General features: G+C 65.7%; 23 protein-coding genes. 14 read left to right on the top strand and 9 right to left on the bottom strand.

The annotated features are described in order from the left end of the window. Positions 1-34: 34 nt before the first annotated feature. The gene (locus RMR04_RS07650) at positions 35-619 is read right to left on the bottom strand and encodes a GNAT family N-acetyltransferase (RefSeq protein WP_311913918.1); all 585 of its coding nucleotides are present in this window, start codon (positions 617-619) and stop codon (positions 35-37) included. A 91-nt stretch (positions 620-710) separates the two neighbouring features. On the opposite strand from RMR04_RS07650, the gene RMR04_RS07645 reads away from it, so the two are divergent. Further along, entirely contained in the window at positions 711-1328 is a 618-nt protein-coding gene (locus RMR04_RS07645) for a LysE family translocator (RefSeq protein WP_311913916.1), read from the top strand. An 18-nt stretch (positions 1329-1346) separates the two neighbouring features. On the opposite strand, the gene RMR04_RS07640 is transcribed toward RMR04_RS07645, so the two are convergent. Continuing rightward, positions 1347-2042, bottom strand: coding sequence for an SDR family oxidoreductase (locus RMR04_RS07640; protein ID WP_311913915.1), 696 nt, complete (start codon positions 2040-2042; stop codon positions 1347-1349). 113 nt (positions 2043-2155) lie between these two features. Between RMR04_RS07640 and RMR04_RS07635 the strand changes: the two genes are divergently transcribed. Then, positions 2156-2950: a class I SAM-dependent methyltransferase gene (locus RMR04_RS07635; RefSeq protein WP_311913913.1), complete on the top strand. Its 795-nt coding sequence runs from the start codon at positions 2156-2158 to the stop codon at positions 2948-2950. 48 nt (positions 2951-2998) lie between these two features. Here the strand turns inward: RMR04_RS07635 and RMR04_RS07630 are convergent, their stop codons facing one another. Beyond that, positions 2999-6598, bottom strand: coding sequence for a hydantoinase B/oxoprolinase family protein (locus tag RMR04_RS07630; RefSeq protein WP_311913911.1), 3600 nt, complete (start codon positions 6596-6598; stop codon positions 2999-3001). 186 nt (positions 6599-6784) lie between these two features. Between RMR04_RS07630 and RMR04_RS07625 the strand changes: the two genes are divergently transcribed. The 4 genes from RMR04_RS07625 (at position 6785) to RMR04_RS07610 (ending at position 10358) form a co-directional block, all read left to right on the top strand. After that, positions 6785-7384 (top strand): TRAP transporter small permease, encoded by a 600-nt coding sequence (locus tag RMR04_RS07625; RefSeq protein WP_311913910.1) that lies wholly within the window; start codon positions 6785-6787, stop codon positions 7382-7384. A 4-nt stretch (positions 7385-7388) separates the two neighbouring features. After that, positions 7389-8705 carry a TRAP transporter large permease gene (locus RMR04_RS07620; RefSeq protein ID WP_092167224.1) on the top strand — a complete coding sequence of 439 codons (1317 nt, stop codon included), beginning with the start codon at positions 7389-7391 and terminating at the stop codon, positions 8703-8705. Between the two features lie 35 nt (positions 8706-8740). Further along, positions 8741-9730 (top strand): TRAP transporter substrate-binding protein, encoded by a 990-nt coding sequence (locus RMR04_RS07615; protein ID WP_311913909.1) that lies wholly within the window; start codon positions 8741-8743, stop codon positions 9728-9730. A gap of 97 nt (positions 9731-9827) precedes the next feature. Next, the gene (locus tag RMR04_RS07610; RefSeq protein ID WP_311913908.1) at positions 9828-10358 is read left to right on the top strand and encodes a winged helix DNA-binding protein; all 531 of its coding nucleotides are present in this window, start codon (positions 9828-9830) and stop codon (positions 10356-10358) included. A 314-nt stretch (positions 10359-10672) separates the two neighbouring features. Here RMR04_RS07610 and RMR04_RS07605 read toward each other — a convergent pair whose 3' ends face one another. After that, positions 10673-11329, bottom strand: a complete 657-nt coding sequence (locus tag RMR04_RS07605) for a glutathione S-transferase (RefSeq protein ID WP_311913907.1) — start codon at positions 11327-11329, stop codon at positions 10673-10675. 120 nt (positions 11330-11449) lie between these two features. Between RMR04_RS07605 and RMR04_RS07600 the strand changes: the two genes are divergently transcribed. Then, the gene (locus RMR04_RS07600; protein WP_311913906.1) at positions 11450-12013 is read left to right on the top strand and encodes a TetR/AcrR family transcriptional regulator; all 564 of its coding nucleotides are present in this window, start codon (positions 11450-11452) and stop codon (positions 12011-12013) included. Positions 12014-12156: 143 nt separating this feature from the next. On the opposite strand, the gene RMR04_RS07595 is transcribed toward RMR04_RS07600, so the two are convergent. Together RMR04_RS07595 and RMR04_RS07590 are read right to left on the bottom strand one after the other, a co-directional pair. Next, positions 12157-12711 carry an SRPBCC family protein gene (locus RMR04_RS07595; RefSeq protein WP_311913905.1) on the bottom strand — a complete coding sequence of 185 codons (555 nt, stop codon included), beginning with the start codon at positions 12709-12711 and terminating at the stop codon, positions 12157-12159. Then, entirely contained in the window at positions 12692-13054 is a 363-nt protein-coding gene (locus RMR04_RS07590; protein WP_311913904.1) for an ArsR/SmtB family transcription factor, read from the bottom strand. Before RMR04_RS07590 ends, RMR04_RS07595 begins: the two co-directional genes overlap by 20 nt. Positions 13055-13201: 147 nt before the next feature. Here RMR04_RS07590 and RMR04_RS07585 point away from each other — a divergent pair, with 147 nt between their 5' ends. Further along, positions 13202-14119 carry a DMT family transporter gene (locus RMR04_RS07585; RefSeq protein ID WP_311913903.1) on the top strand — a complete coding sequence of 306 codons (918 nt, stop codon included), beginning with the start codon at positions 13202-13204 and terminating at the stop codon, positions 14117-14119. Here RMR04_RS07585 and RMR04_RS07580 read toward each other — a convergent pair. Further along, complete coding sequence (locus RMR04_RS07580) at positions 14106-14807, bottom strand: FadR/GntR family transcriptional regulator (protein ID WP_311913901.1); 702 nt, start codon at positions 14805-14807, stop codon at positions 14106-14108. The genes RMR04_RS07585 and RMR04_RS07580 overlap by 14 nt on opposite strands. 140 nt (positions 14808-14947) lie before the next feature. Here RMR04_RS07580 and RMR04_RS07575 point away from each other — a divergent pair, with 140 nt between their 5' ends. Together RMR04_RS07575 and RMR04_RS07570 are read left to right on the top strand one after the other, a co-directional pair. Beyond that, positions 14948-16081, top strand: coding sequence for an iron-containing alcohol dehydrogenase (locus RMR04_RS07575; protein ID WP_311913899.1), 1134 nt, complete (start codon positions 14948-14950; stop codon positions 16079-16081). A gap of 104 nt (positions 16082-16185) precedes the next feature. Then, positions 16186-17286 (top strand): TRAP transporter substrate-binding protein, encoded by a 1101-nt coding sequence (locus RMR04_RS07570; RefSeq protein ID WP_311913898.1) that lies wholly within the window; start codon positions 16186-16188, stop codon positions 17284-17286. 64 nt (positions 17287-17350) lie between these two features. Here the strand turns inward: RMR04_RS07570 and RMR04_RS07565 are convergent, their stop codons facing one another. Continuing rightward, positions 17351-17986: a pyridoxamine 5'-phosphate oxidase family protein gene (locus tag RMR04_RS07565; protein WP_311913896.1), complete on the bottom strand. Its 636-nt coding sequence runs from the start codon at positions 17984-17986 to the stop codon at positions 17351-17353. A gap of 178 nt (positions 17987-18164) precedes the next feature. On the opposite strand from RMR04_RS07565, the gene RMR04_RS07560 reads away from it, so the two are divergent. The 4 genes from RMR04_RS07560 to RMR04_RS07545 all read left to right on the top strand — a co-directional run bounded on the left by RMR04_RS07560 (position 18165) and on the right by RMR04_RS07545 (position 20893). Beyond that, a complete protein-coding gene (locus tag RMR04_RS07560) occupies positions 18165-18626 on the top strand; it encodes a hypothetical protein (RefSeq protein WP_311913894.1) in 462 nt (153 codons plus the stop codon). A 17-nt stretch (positions 18627-18643) separates the two neighbouring features. Beyond that, positions 18644-19315, top strand: coding sequence for a ribonuclease T2 family protein (locus RMR04_RS07555; protein WP_311913892.1), 672 nt, complete (start codon positions 18644-18646; stop codon positions 19313-19315). A gap of 76 nt (positions 19316-19391) precedes the next feature. Further along, positions 19392-20243, top strand: coding sequence for a 23S rRNA (adenine(2030)-N(6))-methyltransferase RlmJ (locus RMR04_RS07550; RefSeq protein WP_311913890.1), 852 nt, complete (start codon positions 19392-19394; stop codon positions 20241-20243). A gap of 44 nt (positions 20244-20287) precedes the next feature. Beyond that, positions 20288-20893: a glutathione S-transferase gene (locus RMR04_RS07545; protein WP_311913888.1), complete on the top strand. Its 606-nt coding sequence runs from the start codon at positions 20288-20290 to the stop codon at positions 20891-20893. A gap of 210 nt (positions 20894-21103) precedes the next feature. On the opposite strand, the gene RMR04_RS07540 is transcribed toward RMR04_RS07545, so the two are convergent. Continuing rightward, positions 21104-21778, bottom strand: coding sequence for an outer membrane protein (locus RMR04_RS07540; RefSeq protein WP_311913886.1), 675 nt, complete (start codon positions 21776-21778; stop codon positions 21104-21106). Between the last annotated feature and the right edge of the window lie 11 nt (positions 21779-21789).

Raw genomic sequence — 21789 nt, 5'->3', positions numbered from 1 at the left:
CTCGGTTCATTTCAGGCCAAGCTCTGAAAAGCCGTCACAGGACCAGGCGCATCAGCGGCCGGCCTTCCTTCTGCCGCGCGACCTCGCTGAAGCCCGCCCGCAGGAAGACACGTTCGGCTCCGACATAGAACCCCTCGCTGCTGCGCTTGAATTCGTGATCCATCGGCGCGGCCTCGAGCAGCCGCGCGCCGCTGTCACGCGCGAAGCCGATCGCTCCGTCGAGCAGATCGGCGGTCACGCCCTTGCCGCGAAAGCCCTTGCGCACGAAAAAGCAGGAGGCCGCCCAGTTGCGCTCATCCTCGGCGGGCGCGTCCGCCAACGGCGTCGAGGCGCGGCGCGGGTTGTTCCATTCGGGAATATCGGCGCGCGGGCCGACCTGCAGCCAGCCGACAGGCATGTCGCCCTCAAAAGCGAGGAGGCCGGGCGGCGGCCCGTTTCGCACCCGCTCCTCGAACAGCAGCCGCGCGCCCTCGCCCAGCAGGGGCATGCGCTGCTTCTGCGACATGCGGAAATGATTGCACCAGCAGCCATAGCAAGGCCCTTTGGGGCCGAAGAGATCTTCGAGGTCGGGCCAGCGCTCCCGCGTCAGCGGGACGACTTTGAAACCGGTTGCACCCATTCCAGCCTCTCTTCCCCCCGACAGAGCGCAGGGCTAGACTCGCATGACGGAGCGGCAGAGCAAGAGCCGGTCCCATCGGAGACCAGCCGCCATGTCGCTCGAACTCTACGCCGCCTATCTCATCGCCTGTCTCGTCATCATCATCGTGCCAGGCCCGACCGTCACGCTGATCATCGCCAACAGCCTCAAGCACGGTAGCCGCGCCGGGCTCCAGAATGTGGCGGGAACGCAAGCCGGCCTCGCGATCATGATCGGCATCGTCGGTATCGGCCTGAGCTCGGTTATCGCGGCGATGGGTCATTGGTTCGATTGGCTGCGCCTTGCCGGCGCGGCCTATCTGATCTGGTTGGGCTGGAAGATGTTCCGCGCAGCCGGCGGCAGTGAGGACGGCGCAGCACCAGCCAAGGCGCCGCGCGGTGGCTTCTTCCTGCAGGGCGTGCTGGTCGCGCTCAGCAATCCGAAGACGCTGCTCTTCTTCGGCGCCTTCTTTCCGCAGTTTCTCGACGCAAGCCGCGATCATCTCACCCAGATCGCGATCATGGGCGCAACCGCCATGCTCTTCGCCGCAATCAGCGACAGTGCCTACGCCCTGCTCTCCAGCCGGGCCGGACGCCTGCTCTCGCAGAAGCGCATCCGGCTGCTGTCCAAGGTCAGCGGCGGCTTCCTGATCGGCGGCGGCCTCTGGCTCGCCTCGGCGCGCGCGAGCTGAGCGGCCGCGAGCGACGCCTCACCAGGGAATCGTCTCGCCCGTCCAGCTCCGGAAGCTGTTGGTCTCGGCCATCCCCGACGCATCGATCGTGCGGATCAGGCTGGAGGCGCTCTCAGCCGGCGAGATGTCGGCCGCGCCGCCACCCATATCGGTCTGGACCCAGCCGGGGTGGAACAGGAGCACGCTGACGTCGCGCTCGCGGATGGCGTTGCCGAACACGACCATGGCCATGTTCACCGCCGTCTTGGACGAGCGGTAGATCAGCGAGCCCGACGGATTGCTGCCGATTGAGCCCATGCGGCTGGAGATGGTCGCGATCTTGCGGCCGGCGCCGGCCTCGACATTGGGCAGGAAGGCCTGCGCCACCCGCAAGGGCGCATAGACATTGACCTCGAAGACCTCGCGCCAGGCGTCGAAATCGACGCTCAGCCCGCTCTGCTTGTCACGCGGGCCATAGAGGCCGGCATTGTTCACCAGCACATCGAGCCGCTGATCGCCGAGCGCGGCCTTCGCCGCTGCGACGCTGTCATCGGAGGTGACGTCGAGCTCGAGCGGGATCAGCGCCGATGTGTGCTCGGCCGCGAGTTCCGCCAGCGCCCCGCCCCAGGGATTGCGCGCCGCCGCCACGACATGGTCGCCACGGCGCAGCAATTCCATGGTCAGCGCCAGCCCAATGCCGCGATTGGCGCCGGTGATCATCCAGGTCTGGGGCATGGGGTGTCTCCGTGGGGGTCTCTGGAGTTAGAGGCTGTCAGGGACTGTAGCCTTGCTGCCGCTTCTTTCCAGTCCGATGGTTCGCCGCCCATCGCAGGTGAGAGGATGTCCCAATGACCCAGCAGCAGATTCGCTTCGATGACGGAGCGGCCTATGAGCAGATGATGGGCAAATGGAGCCGGCTCGCCGGCGACGTCTTCCTCGATTGGCTCGCCCCGGCCCCGGGCCTGCGCTGGGTCGATGTGGGTTGTGGCAACGGCGCTTCGACCCAGCTGATCTTCGATCGCTGTGCGCCCGCCATGCTGAAGGGCATCGATCCATCGCCCGGGCAGCTGGCTTTCGCGCGGACGCGGCCCGTCGCCGCGCTGGCGGAGTTCGCGCTTGGCGACGCAATGGCGCTGCCGTTTGCGGCCGGGGATTTCGATGCCGCCATCATGGCGCTGGTGATCTTCTTCGTTCCCGACCCTGTCAAAGGCGTCGCGGAAATGGTCAGGGTCTTGCGCCCCGGCGGGCTGGTCGCGGCTTATGCCTGGGACATTCCCGGCGGCGGCTTCCCGCTCGAGCCGATCCAGGCGGAGATGAGGGCCTTCGGGTTCGAGCCGCTGCGTCCGCCACAGGCCGACATCGCGCGGATCGACGCCCTGGCGCGGCTCTGGACGGAAGCCGGCCTGATCAATGTCGAGACGCGCGAGATCACGGTGCAACGCGACTTTGCCGATTTCGACGAGTTCTGGAGGATCTGCCTGCTCAGCTCCGCGATCAGTGGCGCGATCGCCGCAATGGCGCCAAGCGATGTCGCGCTCCTGAAGGAGAGGGTCAAAGCACACCTGACCGCCGGGCGCGACGGCCAGGTCTCCTATGTCGCGCGGGCCAATGCCGTGAAAGGCACGACGCCAGCCCATTCATGAGCAGGCGCAACGCATCGTCCCCCGACACGGCAAGACGCGGGCAATCCTTCATCCCTTCGGCTTGCCATATCCCCCGGCCGTCGGCGTGATCACCGTCACCGCCTCGCCGGCCTGCAGCAGCGTCTGATCGGAGGGCTTCAGCTCCTCGACCACGCCGGACAGCCTGCGCACCGTTGTCTTGCCCAATTGCCCGGCCTCGCCGCCTTTCACGCCGAAGGGGCGGACCTTGCGATGCGAGGCGAGGATGGCGCAGTCCATGGTCTTGCGGAAACGGATGGTGCGGCTGGTGCCGTCGCCGGCGCTCCACTGCCCCTTGCCGCCGGAGCCGGCCCGGATGTGGAAATCCTCCAGCACGACCGGGAAACGCGTCTCCAGGATTTCCGGATCGGTCAGGCGCGAGTTCGTCATGTGGACATGCACGCCCGAGGTGCCGTTGAAGCCAGGCCCCGCAGGCGAGCCCGAGCAGATCGTCTCGTAATACTGGTACTCGTCATTGCCGAAGGTGAGGTTGTTCATCGTGCCCTGCGAGGCCGACATCGCCTCCAGCGCCCCGAACAGCGTGTTCGTCACCGCCTGGCTGACCTCGACATTGCCCGCCACCACGGCGGCCGGATAGCGTGGCGAGAGCATCGACCCCTCCGGGATGATGATCCTGATCGGCCTGAGGCAGCCGGCATTCATCGGGATCGCATCATCGACCATGACGCGGAAGACATAGAGCACGGCGGCGCGCGTCACCGGGGCCGGCGCGTTGAAATTGTCGCCACGCTGCCCCGAAGTGCCGGTGAAATCGACCGTCGCCTCGCGCTTTTCGCGATCGATCGTGACCTTGACCTTGATCGCGCAACCCTGGTCCATCGGATAGGTGAACTCGGCGTCGTGGAGCTTGGTCAAAAGCCGCGCCACGCTCTCGGCCGCATTGTCCTGGACATGGCCCATATAGGCCTGGACCACCTCGAGCCCGAAGGAGGCGATCATCTTCCTGAGCTCGGCCACGCCCTTCTCATTGGCGGCGATCTGAGCCTTCAGGTCGTTGACGTTCTGGACGACGTTGCGGACGGGGTAGCGTGCGCCGGTCAGGAGCTTGACGAGATCATCCTCGCAGAAACGGCCCTGATCGACGATCTTGAAATTGTCGATATAGACGCCCTCCTCCTCGATATGCGTCGCCAGCGGCGACATCGAGCCAGGCGCCACGCCGCCGACATCGGCATGATGGCCGCGGCTCGCCACCCAGAACAGGATCTCCTTCTCCGCCTCGTCGAAGACCGGCGTGCAGACGGTGATATCGGGCAGATGCGTGCCGCCGTTATAGGGCGCGTTCAGGCAGTAGACATCGCCCGGCTTGATCACCGGATTGTTCTTGATGACGGTCTCGACCGACTTGTCCATCGAGCCCAGATGCACCGGCATGTGAGGCGCGTTGGCGACGAGAGAGGCCGTGGTGTCGAAGACGGCGCAGGAGAAGTCGAGCCGCTCCTTGATGTTCACGGAATAGGCCGTGTTCTGCAGCGTCACGCCCATCTGCTCGGCGATCGACATGAACAGGTTGTTGAAGATCTCCAGCATCACCGGATCGGCCTTGGTGCCGATCGCGGCGTTCTGGACCAGCGCCTTCGAGCGCACCAGCACGAGATGGTCCTTGGCCGTGAGCTTGGCCGACCAGCCCTCCTCGACCACGACGGTCTGGTTGGGCTCGATGATGATGGCCGGCCCCGCGATCTGCTGACCGGGAGACATCGCCTCGCGGCGCACGATTGCCGCCTCATGCCACTGCCCCTTCGAAAAGAGGCGGGTTCGCTCGGCTGCTGCCGGCTCGCCGGCGCTCTCGGGCGCCGACGCCTCCTCGAACTTCGCCCCGCCGCCGACGGCCTCGACCTCGACCGCCTCGACGACCAGCGCCTTGGTTTCGTCCATGAAACCGAAGCGCGCCTTATGCGCGAGCTGGAAGGCTTGCCTCATCTCGGCGCGGGTGCCGGCCGCGACGGCAATCGCGGTGTCGGTGCCGGCATAGCGGATATGGGCTCTGGTATGGATGGCGATCGCCTCAGTCGGCACGCCCTGCCCCGTCAGTTCGGAGCGGGTCTCGGCCGCGAGCTTGTCGGCAACGCCTGCGATGGCAGCCTTCGCCCCATCGTCGAGCGGCACATCGAGCGCCGCGGTCCGGGTCGAGCGGATTTCGGCGAGCCCCATGCCATAAGCCGAGAGCAGGCCGGAGAACGGATGCAGCAGCACGGTCTTGATGCCGAGCGCATCGGCCACCAGGCAGGCGTGCTGCCCGCCGGCGCCACCGAAGGAGTTCAGCGCATAGCGGGTGATGTCGTAGCCGCGCTGGACCGAGATCTTCTTGATCGCCTCAGCCATGTTGGCGACCGCGATCTGGATGAAGCCGTCAGCGACCTCCTCAGGACTGCGCCCATCGCCGACCTCGGCCGCGAGCGCCGCGAACTTCGTCTTGACGGTCTCGACATCGAGCGGCTGATCGCGCTTCTCGCCGAAGATCGGCGGGAAATAGGCCGGGATCAGCTTGCCGACCATGACGTTCGCATCGGTCACCGCGAGCGGCCCGCCACGGCGATAGGCGGCCGGCCCCGGATTGGCGCCGGCGGAATCGGGCCCGACACGGAAACGCGCGCCGTCATAATGCAGGATCGAGCCGCCGCCGGCCGCGACCGTGTGGATCAGCATCATCGGTGCGCGCATGCGCACGCCGGCGACCTCGGTCTCGAAGGCGCGCTCATACTCGCCGTCGAAATGGGCGACGTCGGTCGAGGTGCCGCCCATGTCGAAGCCGATGACCTTGTCGAAGCCGGCCGAGCGGCCGGTCTCGGCAAGGCCGACGACGCCGCCGGCCGGGCCGGAGAGGATCGCGTCCTTGCCCTGGAACAGCTCCGCGGCAGTCAGGCCGCCCGAGGACATCATGAACATCAAGCGCGCGCCGGTGCGGGCGATGTCGAGTTCCTCCGAGACCTGCGCGACATAGCGGCCCAGGATCGGCGAGAGATAGGCGTCAACCACCGCCGTATCGCCGCGCCCGACCAGCTTGATCAGCGGCGAGACCTCATGGCTCACCGAAACCTGCGGAAAGCCGATCTCGCGGGCGATGCGGGCCGCGACCTGCTCATGAGCGGGATAGCGATAGGCGTGCATGAAGACGATCGCGACGGCGCGGAAGCCGGCATCGAACTGCGCCTGAAGCGCAGCGCGGATCGCGGCCTCGTCGGGCGCGCGCTCGACTTCGCCATCGGCCAGCACGCGCTCGTCGATCTCGGCCACGGCGTCATAGAGCTGCTCGGGCTTGACGATCTCCTTGGCGAAGATGTCGGGCCGCGCCTGGTAGCCGATGCGCAGGGCATCGCGGAAACCCTTGGTGATGACCAGCAGCGTGCGGTCGCCCTTGCGCTCGAGCAGCGCGTTGGTGGCGACCGTGGTGCCCATCCGCACCTCGTCGATCAGCCCGGCTGGGATCGGCTCTCCCGTCTTCAGCCCGAGATGGTCGCGGATGCCCTGCACGGCCGCATCGCGATAGGCGCCCGGATTCTCCGAGAGCAGCTTCCTGGCGTGAAGTTTGCCTGAGGGATCGCGGCCGATCACATCGGTGAAGGTGCCACCACGGTCGATCCAGAAATCCCAGCGACCCGTCGTCATGTGAAGCCTCCCTCGGCGCGAACAAGCGGGCGAGAGGCCCGATGACGTTTCATCGATAAATTGCCGATGAAACGTTGACAAGCAGGATTCGGCGGCTACGATCCCAATTGTGACCGGAACATGGCAGAGGGGCCAGGCGGATCTGGAGCCCGAGCATACCGGGCTCTCACGAAGCAGGAGGATGCAATGACGGGGTCAGCCCTGACAATCGACGACGCGCGTCGCAATGAGGCCGGAGTGATCCGTCGCGCGCTCGATTTCCTCTACCTCGCCGCAGGCTACGCCGCCGGCGCCTTCCTCGTCGCCATCTTCGGGCTGATGATGCTCCTCTCGATCGGCCGCGAGATCAATCTCAACGTACCCTCCGGCGACGACTTCACCTCATGGTCGCTCGTGGCGATGGCGTTCCTCGGCCTCGCCCACACCTTCAAGCGCGGCGAGATGATCCGCGTCGGGCTCTTGCTCGAAAGACTGCAAGGCCGGCCCAAGCGCATCGCCGAATTGCTCTCGCTGACGATCGCCGCGGCCTTCATCGGCTACTTTACCTGGCAGGCCGGCCAACTCGCCTATGATTCCTGGCGCTTCTTCGACATGTCGACCGGCGTCGTCTCGATCCCGCTCTGGATCCCGCAGCTCGGCCTCGTCGCCGGGCTTGCGATCCTGCTGATCGCCATTCTCGACGAATGGCTGATCGTCGCCTCCGGCCGGCGGCCGACCTATGAGAAGGAGCCGGCAGCGACGCCCGAGGAACTTATCGAACGCGTCGCTTCGGGCGGGGGAGTCTGAGACCATGTTTCCCGCTCTCGGCCTGCCCGAACTCTCGATGGTGCTGCTCGGCTTCCTCATCGCCATCCTCGCCAGCGGCGTCTGGATCGCGGTGGGGCTGGGCCTCGTCGGCCTGCTCGCCATGGTCATCACCACCAACATCCCGATCGGCCAGGTGCTCGCCACCACGGTCTGGAGCGCCTCGGCCTCCTGGACGCTGGCAGCGCTGCCGCTCTTCATCTGGATGGGCGAGATCCTGTTCCGCACCCGCCTCTCCGAGCAGATGTTCAAGGGCCTCTCGCCCTGGCTGCAATGGCTGCCGGGCCGGCTGATCCATACCAACATCATCGGCTGCGGCATCTTCGCCGCCGTCTCGGGCTCATCGGCGGCGACTTGCGCGACGATCGGCAAGATCGCCCTGCCCGAATTGAAGAAGCGCGGCTACGACGACAGCATGGCGCTGGGCTCGCTCGCCGGCTCCGGAACACTGGGCCTGCTGATCCCACCCTCGATCCCGATGGTGGTCTATGCGGTCACGGCCAATGTCTCGGTGCTGCAGGTCTTCCTCGGCGGCTTCCTGCCCGGCGCGCTCGTGATGGCGCTCTATATGGGCTACGTCATCATCTGGTCGCTGCTGAACCCGGACAAGACACCGCCGCGCGACCCGGTCATGCCGTTCCTGACCAAGCTCAGGGAATCGGCCAAGCTCGCGCCCTGCCTCATCCTGATCGCGCTCGTCTTCCTCTCGCTCGTGCTCGGCTTCGCCACGGCGACCGAATGCGCCGCCTGGGGCGTGATGGGCGCGCTGCTGCTCGCCTGGTGGAGCGGCACGCTGACCTGGCCGACGCTGCTCGAAAGCATCATGAGCGCGACGCGGCTGACCTGCATGATCATGCTGATCCTGGCCGGCGCCGCGTTCTGCACCGCCGCCATGGCCTATACCGGCATCCCGGCAGCACTCGCCGAATGGGTCAAGGGCCAGCAACTCTCGCCACATATGCTCGTGCTGGCGCTGACCTGCATGTACATCATCCTGGGCTGCCTGATCGACGGCATCTCGATGATCGTGCTCACCGCCGTGATCGTGCTGCCGATGGTCAAGGAGGCCGGCTTCGACCTGGTCTGGTTCGGCGTCTACCTGATCATCCATGTCGAGATGGCGCAGATCACCCCGCCCGTCGGCTTCAACCTCTTCGTGCTGCAGAACATGAGCGGCAAGGACACGATGACGGTGGCGAAGGCGGCCTTCCCGTTCTTTCTTCTGCTCAACGTCGCCGTGATCATCATCACCACCTTCCCGCAGATCGTGCTCTATCTGCCGAAGCTCGCTTTCCCGGACTGACCAAAAAAGCCGAACAACAGAGAGGGATACGCATCATGATCAGCCGCAGAACCCTGGCCGCCGCCGCGTTCGCCTTCGGCATCAGCGCGCTCGCGCTCGCAGCCCCCGCCACAGCCCAAACCAAATGGAACCTGCCGGGCGCCTACCCGTCCGACAACCCGCACACCGAGAACCTCGTCGCCTTCTCCAAGGACGTCGAGGCCGCGACGTCAGGCAAGCTCATCATCACCATCCACCCCGGCGCATCGCTGTTCAAGGCGCCGGAGATCAAGCGCGCCGTGCAGAGCGGGCAAGCCCAGATGGGCGAAGTGCTGCTCTCGATCCACGAGAACGAGGACCCGCTGTTCGGCATCGACGTGGTACCGTTCCTGGCCACCAGCTTCGCGGACTCGATGAAGCTCTACAAAGCCTCGAAGCCCGCGGTGGAGAAGAAGCTCGCAGCCCAGGGCCTGCAATTGCTCTTCATGGTTCCCTGGGCGCCCCAAGGCGTCTACGCCAAGAAGGAACTCAACACGATCGAGGACATGAAGGGGCTGAAATGGCGCTCCTACAATGTCGGCACCGCGCGCCTGGGCGAACTGCTCGGCATGCAGTCGGTGACGATCCAGGCGGCCGAGCTGCCCCAGGCGCTGGCAACCGGCGTGGTCAACTCGTTCATGTCCTCGGGCGGCACCGGCTATGACAGCAAGGTCTGGGAATCGCTGACGCATTTCTACGATGTGCAGGCCTGGATCCCGAAGGACGCAACCTTCGTCAACAAGGCGGCTTTCGAGGCGCTCGACAAGCCGACGCAGGAGGCGATCCTGAAAGCCGCCGCGACCGCCGAAGCGCGCGGCTGGAAGGCCTGGGAAGACAAGACCAACTGGTATCTCGACCAGCTCAAGGCCAAGGGCCTGAAGATCCTGCAGCCCACGCCCGCGCTCACCGCCGGCTTCAAGAAGGCTGGCGAAACCCTGACCGCCGACTGGCTGAAGAAGGCCGGCACCGACGGCCAGGCGATCGTCGACTCCTATAAGAAGATGTGAGGAACACCGTCATGGTCGGCCTTGAGCCGACCATCTCTTGCAGGAGATTCTCGGGTTGGCGCGACCGCGCCGCCCGAGAATGACGAGCGGTCGCAAAATGCCAGAGTCCAATCCCTCCCCCGACGACCTCGGACCCATCGTCTCCTCCGGCCACCTCGCCTCGGGCGCGATGCCGGCGCTGTCGGAGTTCGAGTTCGCCATGAACATGACGGCGCACGCCTTCCAGCGCTGGATCGTGCGCGCCATGGCGGCGGCCGGCCTCGCCGATCTGTCACAGCTCGACGTGCTGGTACTGCACAACGTCAACCATCGCAGCAAACCCAAGCGCCTCGCCGATATCTGCCTCGTCCTCAATATCGAGGACACGCATCTGGTGAACTACTCGCTCAAGAAGCTCGAACGCCTCAAACTCCTGAAGGGCGGCCGCAAGGGCAAGGAAAAGACCGTCCAGGTCACCCAGGCCGGCGAAGACGCCTGCAAGCGCTACGCCCAGATCCGCGAGCAGCTCCTGGTCAAATCAGTGCTCGGCACCGGCCTGGACCCGGCGCGCCTCTCCGAGATCGCCGCCGCGATGCGCTCGCTCTCGGGCCATTACGACCAGGCGGCGCGGGCGGCGGCGAGCCTGTAAAGCGGCTCTTTCCCTTCTCCCCCGGCGGGAGAAGGTGGCGCGCAGCGCCGGATGAGGGGGCGCCGTGCCCTGTCCGGTTGGGGGCGTGTTACGCTGAGGCGGAAAGCTCACAGCGCCCCCTCATCCGTCTCGGCTTCGCCGATCCACCTTCCCCCGCCAGGGGGGGAAGGGGAGCGCGCCCACACCGAAAGCCCCGCTGGCCACCGGCCGCGAGAGCTTCAGCTCTGCCTTTATGCGTGTCCAAGGGAATGCGCGGGGCCGGGGGCCGTCGCAGGTGCTGCTGCGTGCCGATAGACCCGTTCAGACAACAGATTTCAAACAGACGCCGCGGCCGGCTCTGACATCGTCACCCGGTTCTTTACGCTGGGACGCTCCTGCATCCTTGCGTACCAGGCTTGAAGAGCCTCGCACTCCGCAGGCACCGGCAGCTCCACGAGCCCGGCAAAGATCAAGCCGCCTATGACCGTGATGTCCGCCATCGAGAAGGCCTCACCGGCGACGAATGGCTGTGTTTTCAGGATGCCATCGAAATAGTGCATGCCTTTCAGGGCTTTGTCGCGCTGACGGAAGCCCCACTCGGCGTTTTGATAAATCTCGACATCGGGTCCAAGCCCCGGTGTGGCGTGGTGGAAGTAAACGCTGACGGCGTCAAGCAACTCCAGCTCGGCGCGCTTGCTCAGCATATGGATCAAGCCCTTTTCGCGCGGTGTTCTGCCGGTGAGCGTCGGAGCCCCATCAAGCGCGTCGAGGTATTCAGTAATGGCGGTGCACTCGGCAATGAAGGTCCCGTCCTCGAGTTCGAGCACCGGCAGCGTGCCCGAATAGTTCTTGGCGAGGAATTCGGGCGTCTTGTGCTCGCCTTTCCAGAGATCGACCGACACGAACTGGACGCGCGATCGGAGCGCTTTCTCGGCCAAAGCGATGCGGACGCGGGCGGGGTAAGGCCCGGTGGACCAATCGTAAATCTTCATCGCCGCTTCCTTTTGTCTACCTGTCACTTGGTAGACGACTACGTAGAGCTTCACACTTCGCCGGTCAACGCCTATCTGTCACTTGGTAGGCAACTAGCTGCGGAGCAGTGAGGAAGCGAAATGAGTTCAAGCTCTCGGGAGGCCATCCTGGCGGCCGCCAGAAGGACTGCGCAGGCGCATGGCTATGGCGGCTTGAACTTCCGCGAACTCGCGGAAGACGTGGGCATCAAGGCCGCTAGCATCCATTATCATTTCCCGAGCAAGGCCGATCTCGGCGCGGCAGTAGCGAGACGCTACTGGGAGGACACAGCTGCAGGTCTCGAGTCTATGCTGGCCGAAACCTCGGATCCGATCCGCTGCCTGCGCCAATATCCCGATATTTTTCGCAAGGCGCTCGAGAACGACAATCGCATCTGCCTCTGCAGCTTCATGGCCGCCGAATATGACGGCCTTCCGGGCGCGGTGAAAAAAGAGGTCCAGACCTTTGCCGATGTCAATGTGGCTTGGCTGAGCAGGCTCCTATCCGCAGCCGCCATCGTCGGATCCGAGAAGAGTGAAGGGCGAGCTCGCGCCATCTTCGCGGCAATCGTCGGCGCCCAACTGATTGCGAGGAGCCGCTCGGATCTTTCTCTCTATGACGGGCTGATCGACAGCTATCGCGCGGCGGGACTTCTGCCGGCGTAGACGGCAGAATCTTCCATGGCCCGGCCGCTGCGACTGATTCGAAACCGTGTCCGCAACGGCTCGCAAACCCACCTCGCGCGACGCGAAGCGGCCCGGCATCCCGCCGGACCGCTCCTGAGACGCCTTAAGCCGAGGATCGCTCCCTACGCCTCCGCGCCCTTCTGCCGCTCCACATACTCCGCCTTCAGCGCCTCATGCAGCGACCAGAACCCGCGTGGCTTCGCCCCCGTGAGCTGGTCCTCGAGCAGGCCCAGATGCAGGTGCCAGCCGCTGGAGACCATCGCCATCCGGTCCTTCGTCGCGAGCCTGCGATGCGTCAGCACGAGGCGGACCTTGTCGCCGGCCTGCGACAGCACGAATTCGACGTCCGAGTCGGGATCGCCCATGCCGACCCAGTTGAAGGCGAAGCGATGCGGCGGCTCCCATGCGGTGATCGTGCCACCCATCAGCGCGCCCTCGTCGTTCATCTTGCGGGCGCCTTCGGGCGGCGGCTCCTTGGTGATCTGGGAATGCTTGAAGAACAACGCGACATGGCCGCCGATCCGCGGCTCGGTCTCGCCGCCGCAGAACCAGGTCGCGCGCTTGTCGCCCTCGACCAGATAAGCCCAGACCCGCTCGATCGGGCCCGGCAGCAGCCGCTCGAAGCGCACCGCGCCGCTTTCCAGAACCACGCCATACTCATGTGTCGCTATTTGCATCGCTCTCTCCCTTCGTTGTCTCGGCTTTCGCCAGTTCTTGTTTCTCGGCTTTCGCCAGTTCTTGCTCCAGATCGTCGAGTTTCGGCCCCCAGAAGCCGCGAACCTTGCGCACCCAGGCGTCGAACTCGTCGAGCCCCGCGGGATCGAGCCGGTAGATGCGGCGCTGGCCGCTGACCTCGACCCTGACCAGCCCGGCCTCCTTCAGCACCTTGAGATGCTGCGAGATCGCCGGTGCGCTGACCTTGAACCGCGCCCCGATCTCGCCTGCAGACAGTGCGCCCTGCCCCAGCATCTCGACGATGCTGCGGCGTGTGGGCTCGGCGAGGGCGGCGAAACGATCCATGCCCCGATAATTCGTCATTTACTTAATTAAGTCAATAATAAAATATCGTCATCGAATGCGCATGCGCCATGCTGCACCGCAGGATTGCGCTGAGCCCGTCTCTGCGCCAAAGCAGCGGCCCCGCTCCGGAGCTGCCTGCCGTCCGCCATGCCTTCACGAAACGCGACCCTGAACGGCATCGTCATGATGCTCATCGGCATCCTGATGTTCTCGCTCAACGACGTGATGGGGAAATGGCTGGTCGCCACCTATTCGGTCGGCCAGGTGCTGCTGCTGCGCAGCGCTGCCGGGCTCGCCTTGTTGCTGCCTTTCGTCTTCAAGCAGGGCGTGATGCGCACGCTCAGGCCCGAACGACCGGGCCTTCAGCTCCTGCGCGTGCTCTTCGGCTCCGGCGAGGTCGCGCTGTTTTATCTCGCCGTCTCCTATCTGCCGCTGGCGGACACGATGACGATCTGGCTCGCGGCCCCGGTCTGGGTCGTGGTGCTGGCGGCGCTCCTGCTCGGCGAGCGCGTCGACGCCGCGCGCTGGCTTGCCGCTGCGGCCGGCTTCATCGGCGTCGCGATCGCGCTCAATCCGACCAGTGCGAGCCTCTCGCTGCCGGCTCTGATCGCGCTCGCCGGCAGCCTCCTGTTCGCGGCGATGATGATCGCCGGGCGGCAATTACGCGGTACACCCGACGTCACCCTCGTCGCCTGGCAGACGCTGGGCGCGCTGATCATGGGGCTTGTCCTGCTGCCCTTCGGCTGGGTCACGCCGACGCTGACCGATGCCGCGCTTCTTGGCCTGCTCGGCGTCGTCGCGATGGTCGCGCATCTCTTCGTCACGCGCTCGCTCAAGCTCGCCGAGGCCTCGGTCGTCGTGCCCTATCAGTACACGCTGATCGTCTGGGCGCTGCTCTTCGGCTGGCTCGTCTTCGGCGACTGGCCGACGCCGGCGATGCTGTTCGGCTCGGCCCTGATCGTCGCGGCCGGGCTTGCCCTGCTCCTGCTCGAACGCCGTACGGCGACGCAGCTCGTTGCGAAGGAGGTCGAAATCTCCTCCTCGCCTGACCTCAGCTCGCGATGAAGGGCACCTTCATCCGGTCCGAAGACTGCACGATATGATGGCGCATCGCGATGGCGGCGGTTTCTCCATCGCGCCGGCTCAGGGCGCGCAGGATGGCGCCATGTTCGTTGAAAGCCTCTGACAGGCGACCGGGTTCCAGGACCGGCGGCCGCTGGGTCCGGGTGATGATCGGCCGGTAAAGGCCTATAATGTCGCTGATAGAGCGGTTGCCCGCGATCTCGGCGATGGCCATGTGCAGCGCGAAATCACATTCCATCGCATCGAGGAATCGAGCCTGCTCGATCGCTTCGCGCATCGCCTCGTTCAGTTGGGAGAGGCGAGCGATATCGTCCTGCGAGGCATGGCGCGCGGCGAGCTTGACCGTGAAGCCCTCCAGCGCAAAGCGAAGCTGGTAGATTTCAACCTCGGAGAAGCGCTGCTCGAAGGTCCAGCCCGTGAGGTCGGCGTCGGGCCGGTCGAAGCCCTCAGCGACGAAGGCGCCGCGGGCCGGCTCTATCCGGATCAGGCCCATTCCCTCCAGTTGCAGGACCGCCTCGCGCACGGTCGGCCGGCTCGCGCCCAGCCGCTGCGCCAACTCGCGCTGCGGTGGAACGCGGTCGCCCGGTTTCAGCCCGGTCTCGGCCATCAGACGACGGATCTGCTGGACCAGCTGAGTGGTGACCGGCCGCCTGTCCTTCTCGACGCGCATGGTCCTCTCCCCCCTCATCCCATCATAGCCGTTGACGGCACCGGTGACGCATGTCAATTCGTGGCCATACCGGTAAGACCAAAGCCCGGCAGGGCAGCGTAGACCATGCGCATGGTCGCAGACACCTGGCGAGGACCATCATGGCTTTGATCACCTATCTCACGTCCGTGAAATTCGGTTTTGGCGAAATCGCCGGCATCGAGGCCGATCTTGCCGGGCTCGGCATCACCAGACCGTTGATCGTCACCGACAAGGGAATCGTCGGCGCCGGACTGATTTCCGGCATCTGCGCGCACTCGCCCCTGCTCGCAGCGGCCCCCCTTTTCGACGCAACGCCGACCAACCCCACCGAGGGCGCGACGCTCGCCGCTTTGGCCATCTACCGGCAGCATGGCTGCGATGGCCTTGTCGCGATCGGCGGCGGCTCGCCGATCGATCTCGCCAAGGCCGTCGCCCTGCTCGCGACCCATGACGGCAAACTAGAGACCTATGCGGCGATTCTCGGCGGCATCGGCAGGATCACGCCCGCTGTAGCTCCAGTCGTTGCGGTGCCGACGACCGCCGGCACCGGCAGCGAGGTTGGCCGCGCCGCACTGGTAACGCTCGACGACGGGCGCAAGCTCGGCTTCATCTCGCCCCATCTGATCCCGCGGCTGGCGATCTGCGACCCCGAGTTGACGCTGGGGCTCCCCGCTTGGCTCACAGCCGCCACGGGCATGGATGCGATCACCCATTGCATCGAGACTTATCTCAGCCCGCGTGAGAATCCCCCGGCTGAGGCGATCGCGCTCGATGGCCTGAAGCGCGCGGTCGCCTTCATTGCGCGCGCGGTCAAGGACGGCTCCGACCGCGAAGCCCGCAAGGAAATGATGATGGCGGCTCTTCAGGGCGGCCTGACCTTCCAGAAGGGGCTGGGGGCCGTGCATGCACTCTCCCACCCGCTTGGCGGGCTGAAGGAGGTCTCGCTGCATCACGGTACGCTGAACGCCGTGCTGCTGCCAGCGGTGCTGCGCTTCAACGAGCCGGAAGCAAAAGCGAAATACGCCATGATCCGCGCCACGCTCGGCCTGCCGGCCGAGACCGATCTTGCGGCCTGGATCGCCGATCTGGTCAGGCATCTCGGCATGCCGGGAAGCCTTTCGGAGATGGGGTTGCCGCATGGCGTGATTCCCGCCATCGCCGAGGCGGCGACCAAGGACCATTCGAGCGCGACCAACCCGCGCGCCGCAAGCGCCGCCGATTATGCCGCCATGCTGGAGGCCTCCTTCGGCTGAGCCCCTCCGTCGCATACCGCGCGGGCCATATCGGCCTGCGCACCGTCGAGCACAAGGCCCGCCGACACCAAGACCTGAAGGGCCGAGAAAGGGAGAAGATCGAGATGACCAACAGACGTGATATGCTTGTGGGGGGCTTGGCCGGCGCAGGTGCGGCCCTCGCCACGGCGGCCGCTTCGGCCCAGACCCAGCAGACCGCGGCAGCGGTCAACTGGCGGATGGCGTCGAGCTACCCGAAGGCGCTCGACGCCGTCTTCGGAGCTGGCGACATCTTCCTCAAGGCCGTCTCGGACATGTCGGGAGGCCGCATCCAGCTCCAGCATTTCGCGTCGGGCGAAATCGTCCCGGGCCTACAGGCGCTCGACGCCGTCCAGAACGGCACCGTCGAATGCTGCGACACCGCCTCGTTTTACTATGTCGGCAAGGATCCGTCCTTCGCCTTCGGCGCGGCAGTCCCCTTCGGCCTCAACACGCGCCAACAGAATGCCTGGTTCTTCCAGGGTGGCGGGCTCGCGCTCTTCAATGAACTGCTGGCTCAGTTCAACGTGATCGGCCTGCCGATCGGCAACACCAATGCCCAGATGGCCGGCTGGTTTCGCAAGGAGATCAAAACGGTCGACGATCTCAAGGGCCTCAAGATGCGGATCGGCGGCCTCGCCGGCCAGGTCATCGCGAAGCTCGGCGCCGTGCCCCAGCAGATCGCCGCCGGCGACATCTATCCGGCGCTGGAACGCGGCACCATCGACGCAGCGGAATGGGTCGGGCCCTATGACGACGAGAAGCTCGGCTTCAGCCGTGTCGCGCCCTATTATTACTACCCCGGCTGGTGGGAAGGCGCATCGGCCATCCTGTTGATGATCAACCGGTCGAAATGGAACGAACTCAGCGCCACCGACAAGGCGATCTTCGTCGCCGCCGCGCATCAGGCCAATTCCCTGACGATCGCCAAATATGACGACGTCAACCCCGCTGCGATCAGGCGTCTGATCGCGTCGGGTACGCAGTTGCGGGCTTTCTCGCCCGAGATCTTGGATGCCTGCGCCAAGGCGGCGAGCGAACTCTACGAAGAGATCGGCGCCAAGAACCCGATGTTCAAGAAGCTGCATGACCACATGATGGCGTATCGCAACGAGCAATTGCTCTGGCAACAGGTCGCCGAGTTCAATTACGACGCCTACCAGATCCGTTCGCGCAGCCGCCGCTGACGAACAGCACAAAGCTCCGGGGCGCATCGCACGCGGCCCGGAGACCACGCTCGTCCGGCATCCCTCAATACAACCGGGTGCGATAACCCTCGTCCAGGGTCGCCTCCAGCTCCGCGACTCCGATCACTTTGGTCTGCTCCGCGACGATGCGGCCAAGCGTCGGGAAGCTGCCGCGCTCGACCTGCGATGCCGGGTCCCAGAGCTTCGAGCGGATCAGCGCCTTCCCGCAATGGAAGAATGCCTCCTCGACCGCGACCAGGAGCCCGGTCGTCGGTGGCCGTTCCTGAACCGTCGACGGCTCCAGCAGCGCCGGGTCGCGCGTCACCCGTGCCGGTCCATTCACGCGCAAGGTCTCGCTGATGCCCGGCACCATGAAGATCAGGCCGACGCCGGCCGCCGACAGGATGTTTGCGAAACTGTCGACCCGATTGTTGCCGCGCCGGTCCGGGATCAGCAGGGTGTTGTCGTCCAGCACGCGGACGAATCCGGGCGCATCACCGCGCGGGCTGGCATCGGCGCGCCCGGCCTCGTCCGCGCTCGCCAGCACGAGAAAGGGCGAGAGCGCGATGAAGTCGCGGCAGAACTGGTCGAGATGATTCAAGACCTTGCGTTCGGCGAGCGGAGCGACCGCTCCCACATGGCTCCGCAACTCGGCCGGATCCTCGATCCGGGCCGTGGGATCATCGAAGGTCGCGGTCATTCCATCCTCCTGCGCACTTGACGAAGTTGCCACGATCCGGCCCGGCCGCGCCAGACCGGATCGAAATGCAACAGCGCATGCCCAGCAGGCCCAATGCGCATGCGAGCGCCTTGACCCCGACTCCGCCGCCAGCCATCGTGCACCATAATCTCGCCCACCTGCACGAGGCTTTGCTCCCATGCGCCGCGCTTTGCTGCGAACCGCCCTGCTCTCTCTCGCTTGCCTGACGGCTGTACTGCCTGCCGAGGCATCGAGCCGCCGGCATGTCGCGCCGTCCGACATCGCCGAGAACCGTGTCATCCCGATGGACGGCAATCTGCCGGCCTGCGAGGATCCTGCGGTGCTGGGCCAGCTCAGCAGTTGGTTCAACTCGCGCGAGGCCAAGTTCTGGGGGCCGCTCCAGGTCGTGACCTATGACCGCATCGCGCCTGTCGCCTTCAGGCCCTGGGGCGATGACTTCATCCCGCGCCGCTTCTGCACCGGGCGCGTCGCGCTGAACGATGGCAGCCTGCACCGCGTCGATTATTCCGTGCGCCAGAGCCTCGGCCTGTTCGGCTACACTTGGAACGTCAACTGGTGTGTCAACGGGCTCGACCGGCATCGCTCCTATGCGCCGGACTGCAAGATGGCGCGGCCCTGAACGGCTGACCGCGCGCCATGACCATGCTGCGCCTCATCGCCACGCTCCTTACCGGCCTGATTCTTTCTGGCCTGCCGGCACTGGCGCAAGGCCGCAACAACCGCGGCGCCGAGCCTGGCGATTTCGATTTCTATGTGTTGGCGCTGTCCTGGTCGCCGGGCTTCTGCGAACTCGACGGCGGCAGCGACCGCAATCGCGAGCAATGCGCCAGCGGCGCCAATCTGCGCTTCGTCGTGCATGGCCTGTGGCCGCAATATGAGCGCGGCTACCCCAGCGATTGCGGCCCGTCCGGCCGCACCCCGTCGCGCATGGTGTTCGACCAGGCGCAAGGCCTATTCCCGAGCGAAAGCCTCGCCCGCTATGAATGGCGCAAGCACGGCACCTGCTCGGGCTCGAGCCCGAGCGACTATTTCGCCGATATCCGCCGCGCCCGCGACAAGGTCGCGATCCCGCCCACCCTGGCGAAAGCCGATAGCGACCAGAACTGGACGGCGCTCGACATCGAGCGCGCTTTTGTGGCCGCCAATCCGGGCTTGCGCACCGATATGATGTCGGTCGGCTGCAAGCGCGGCGTGCTGCAGGAGGTGCGCATCTGCTTCAGCAAGGATCTGCGCAATTTCCAGACCTGCCAGGAGGTCGATCGTTCCGGCTGCCGCACCCGCGACATCACTGTCGTCGCGCCGCGCTGAGTCGTCATTGCGAGGAGGCGAAGCCGACGATCTCACTGGCGCTGACACGGACGCAAAACCCGCGTAAGAGCGCGCGATGAACTATCGTCACGGCTTCCACGCCGGAAATTTCGCCGACGTCCTCAAGCATGTCATGCTGACACGCATCCTGGCGCATCTGAACGCCAAGGACACGCCCTATCGCGTCATCGACACCCACGCCGGAGCCGGCCGCTACGATCTCGGCTCGGAAGAAGCGCTGCGCACCCATGAGTGGAAGGACGGCGTCGCCCGGATCGACCGTTCGCCGCTATCGCCGGCCGTCGAAGAGCTGCTGAAGCCCTGGCGCAATGCGCTTGCCGGAGCGCGCGCGCTTTATGGCGCGGACGCCTATCCCGGCTCGCCCTGGCTTTGCCGCCACGCCATGCGCGCCGACGACCGTCTGATCGCAGCCGAACTGCACGAGCACACGCATAAGAAGCTCGCCGCCGTACTCGGGCGCGATTCGCGCTGCAAGGCGCTGGCGATCGACGGCTGGAACGTCCTGCGCGCCAATGTGCCGCCGAAGGAACGACGCGGCCTCGTGCTGATCGACCCGCCCTTCGAGGAGAAGGACGAATTCGCGACGTTGGAGGCGGAGTTCATCGCCGCTCACCGCAAATGGCCCAACGGGATCTATGCGCTCTGGTATCCGGTCAAGGACCGCGTCGCCGTCGCCAATCTCACCAGCGCCATCCTGGCTGCGGGCATCGGGCGGCTGCTGCGCCTCGAGATCGATGTCGATCGCCCCGAAGCCGCCGGAGGCCTGAGCGCGACGGGCCTGCTCGTCGTCAATCCGCCCTGGAAACTGGCGGAGGAGGCCGCGATTTTGCTGCCTGCCTTGACCGAACGTCTCGCGCAGGGGCCGAGCCCACGCTACCTTTGCGAGCCGATCCGCCCGGACGGCTGACCAACCCCTTTGCCTGCCTTTCTCCCACGACCAGGATACGACCGATGCTGACCTTGCGCTCCTCGCCCGCCTCTCCCTTCGGCCGCAAGGTCAAGATCGCCGCGCTCGAACTCGGCCTGATGGACACAATCGAGATCGTCGCCGCCGACACCAACGACCCGGCCGACCCGCTGCGCCAGCAGAACCCGCTCGGCAAGATCCCGACGCTGGTGCTGGAGGACGGCACGACGCTGTTTGATTCGCGCGTCATCGTCGACTATCTCGACCATCTCGCCGGTGGCGGCAAAATCATCCCGGCCGGTGAGGCCAGGTTCCCGCAACAGCGCCTGCAGGCGCTGGCCGACGGCATCTGCGACGCGGCGCTGCTGCAAGTCTATGAGACCCGCTTCCGTCCCGAGGAAGGCCGCAACGCGGCATGGGTCGCCAATCAGGCGGGCAAGGTCTCGCGGGCGCTCATCGCCCTGGAAGTCACGCCTCCCGCCTATCCCGACCGGCCGCGCATCGGCGAGATCGCGCTCGCCTGCGCGCTCGGCTATCTCGATCTGCGCTTCGCCGGGACATGGCGCGCCGAGTATCCGGCGCTTGTCGCCTGGCTCGATGCCTTCGCGGCGAAGGTGCCGGCCTTCGAGGCGACCCGCTTCAAGGGCTGAACGACCCCGCGACTCGGCGCCGCAAACGCGGCCTGTCTTCTGCTGAAAACGCGCTGTCATCCGGGATGACGGCGCGTTTTCCGTCTTAGACCCTCGCCTTCCGAGGCGCGTGTCAGGATGACGCAAGCCCGAACACGACAGCGCTCCAGACAACAAAAAACCCGGTGGCCGAAGCCACCGGGTTCATCAAGCCCCGTGAGGGGATTGAGACTAGAACTTGTAGTTCAGGCCGGCGCGGATGACCGAGAAGTCGTTGCTGACCTTGGTGCCGACGCCAGCGTTGGTGAAGTAGCGCTTCTCGCCGAGGTCCGTGTAGAGATATTCGACCTTGGCGGTCAGGTTGTTGGTGAAGGCGTATTCCAGACCAGCACCGACGGTGTAGCCGTAATGCGTGGCGTCGTCGGAGGTGGAGAGGCCGAGACCGCTGACCGTGATCTTGTTCTGGCCATAGGCGAAACCGCCGGTGACGTAGGGCAGGAACCGGTCCATGGCATAGCCGACGCGACCGCGGACGGTGCCGAAGTACTCGAGCTCGCCCTTGTTGGTGCCGCCGATCGTGTTCACGCGGCTGGACTTCATGTCCGAGTACTGCAGGTCGGTCTCGAGGCCGAGAACGATCTGGCCGATCTGGTAGTTGTAGCCGATCTGACCACCGCCGACGAAGCCATCGGGATCGCCGAGCGTGTTGGTGGCGGCGCCCTTGACGTCATAGTTGCCGAAGCCGTAGCCGGCGTTCACACCGACGTAGAAGCCGGTCCAGGTGAAGATCGGAGCGTAGATCGGGGCAACGACCGGGCCCTTGCGGGACGGCAGGTCAGCGGCGGAGGCGGCGCCGGCGGCGACGAGGCCCAGAGCCGCGACGCTCGAAAGCAGATAGTTCTTCATGGTATACTCCT

Source organism: Bosea sp. 685, from assembly GCF_031884435.1.
Lineage (GTDB): Bacteria > Pseudomonadota > Alphaproteobacteria > Rhizobiales > Beijerinckiaceae > Allobosea.
The sequence above is the reverse complement of the archived record's forward strand: the minus strand, read 5'-3'. Positions and strand labels throughout refer to the sequence as shown.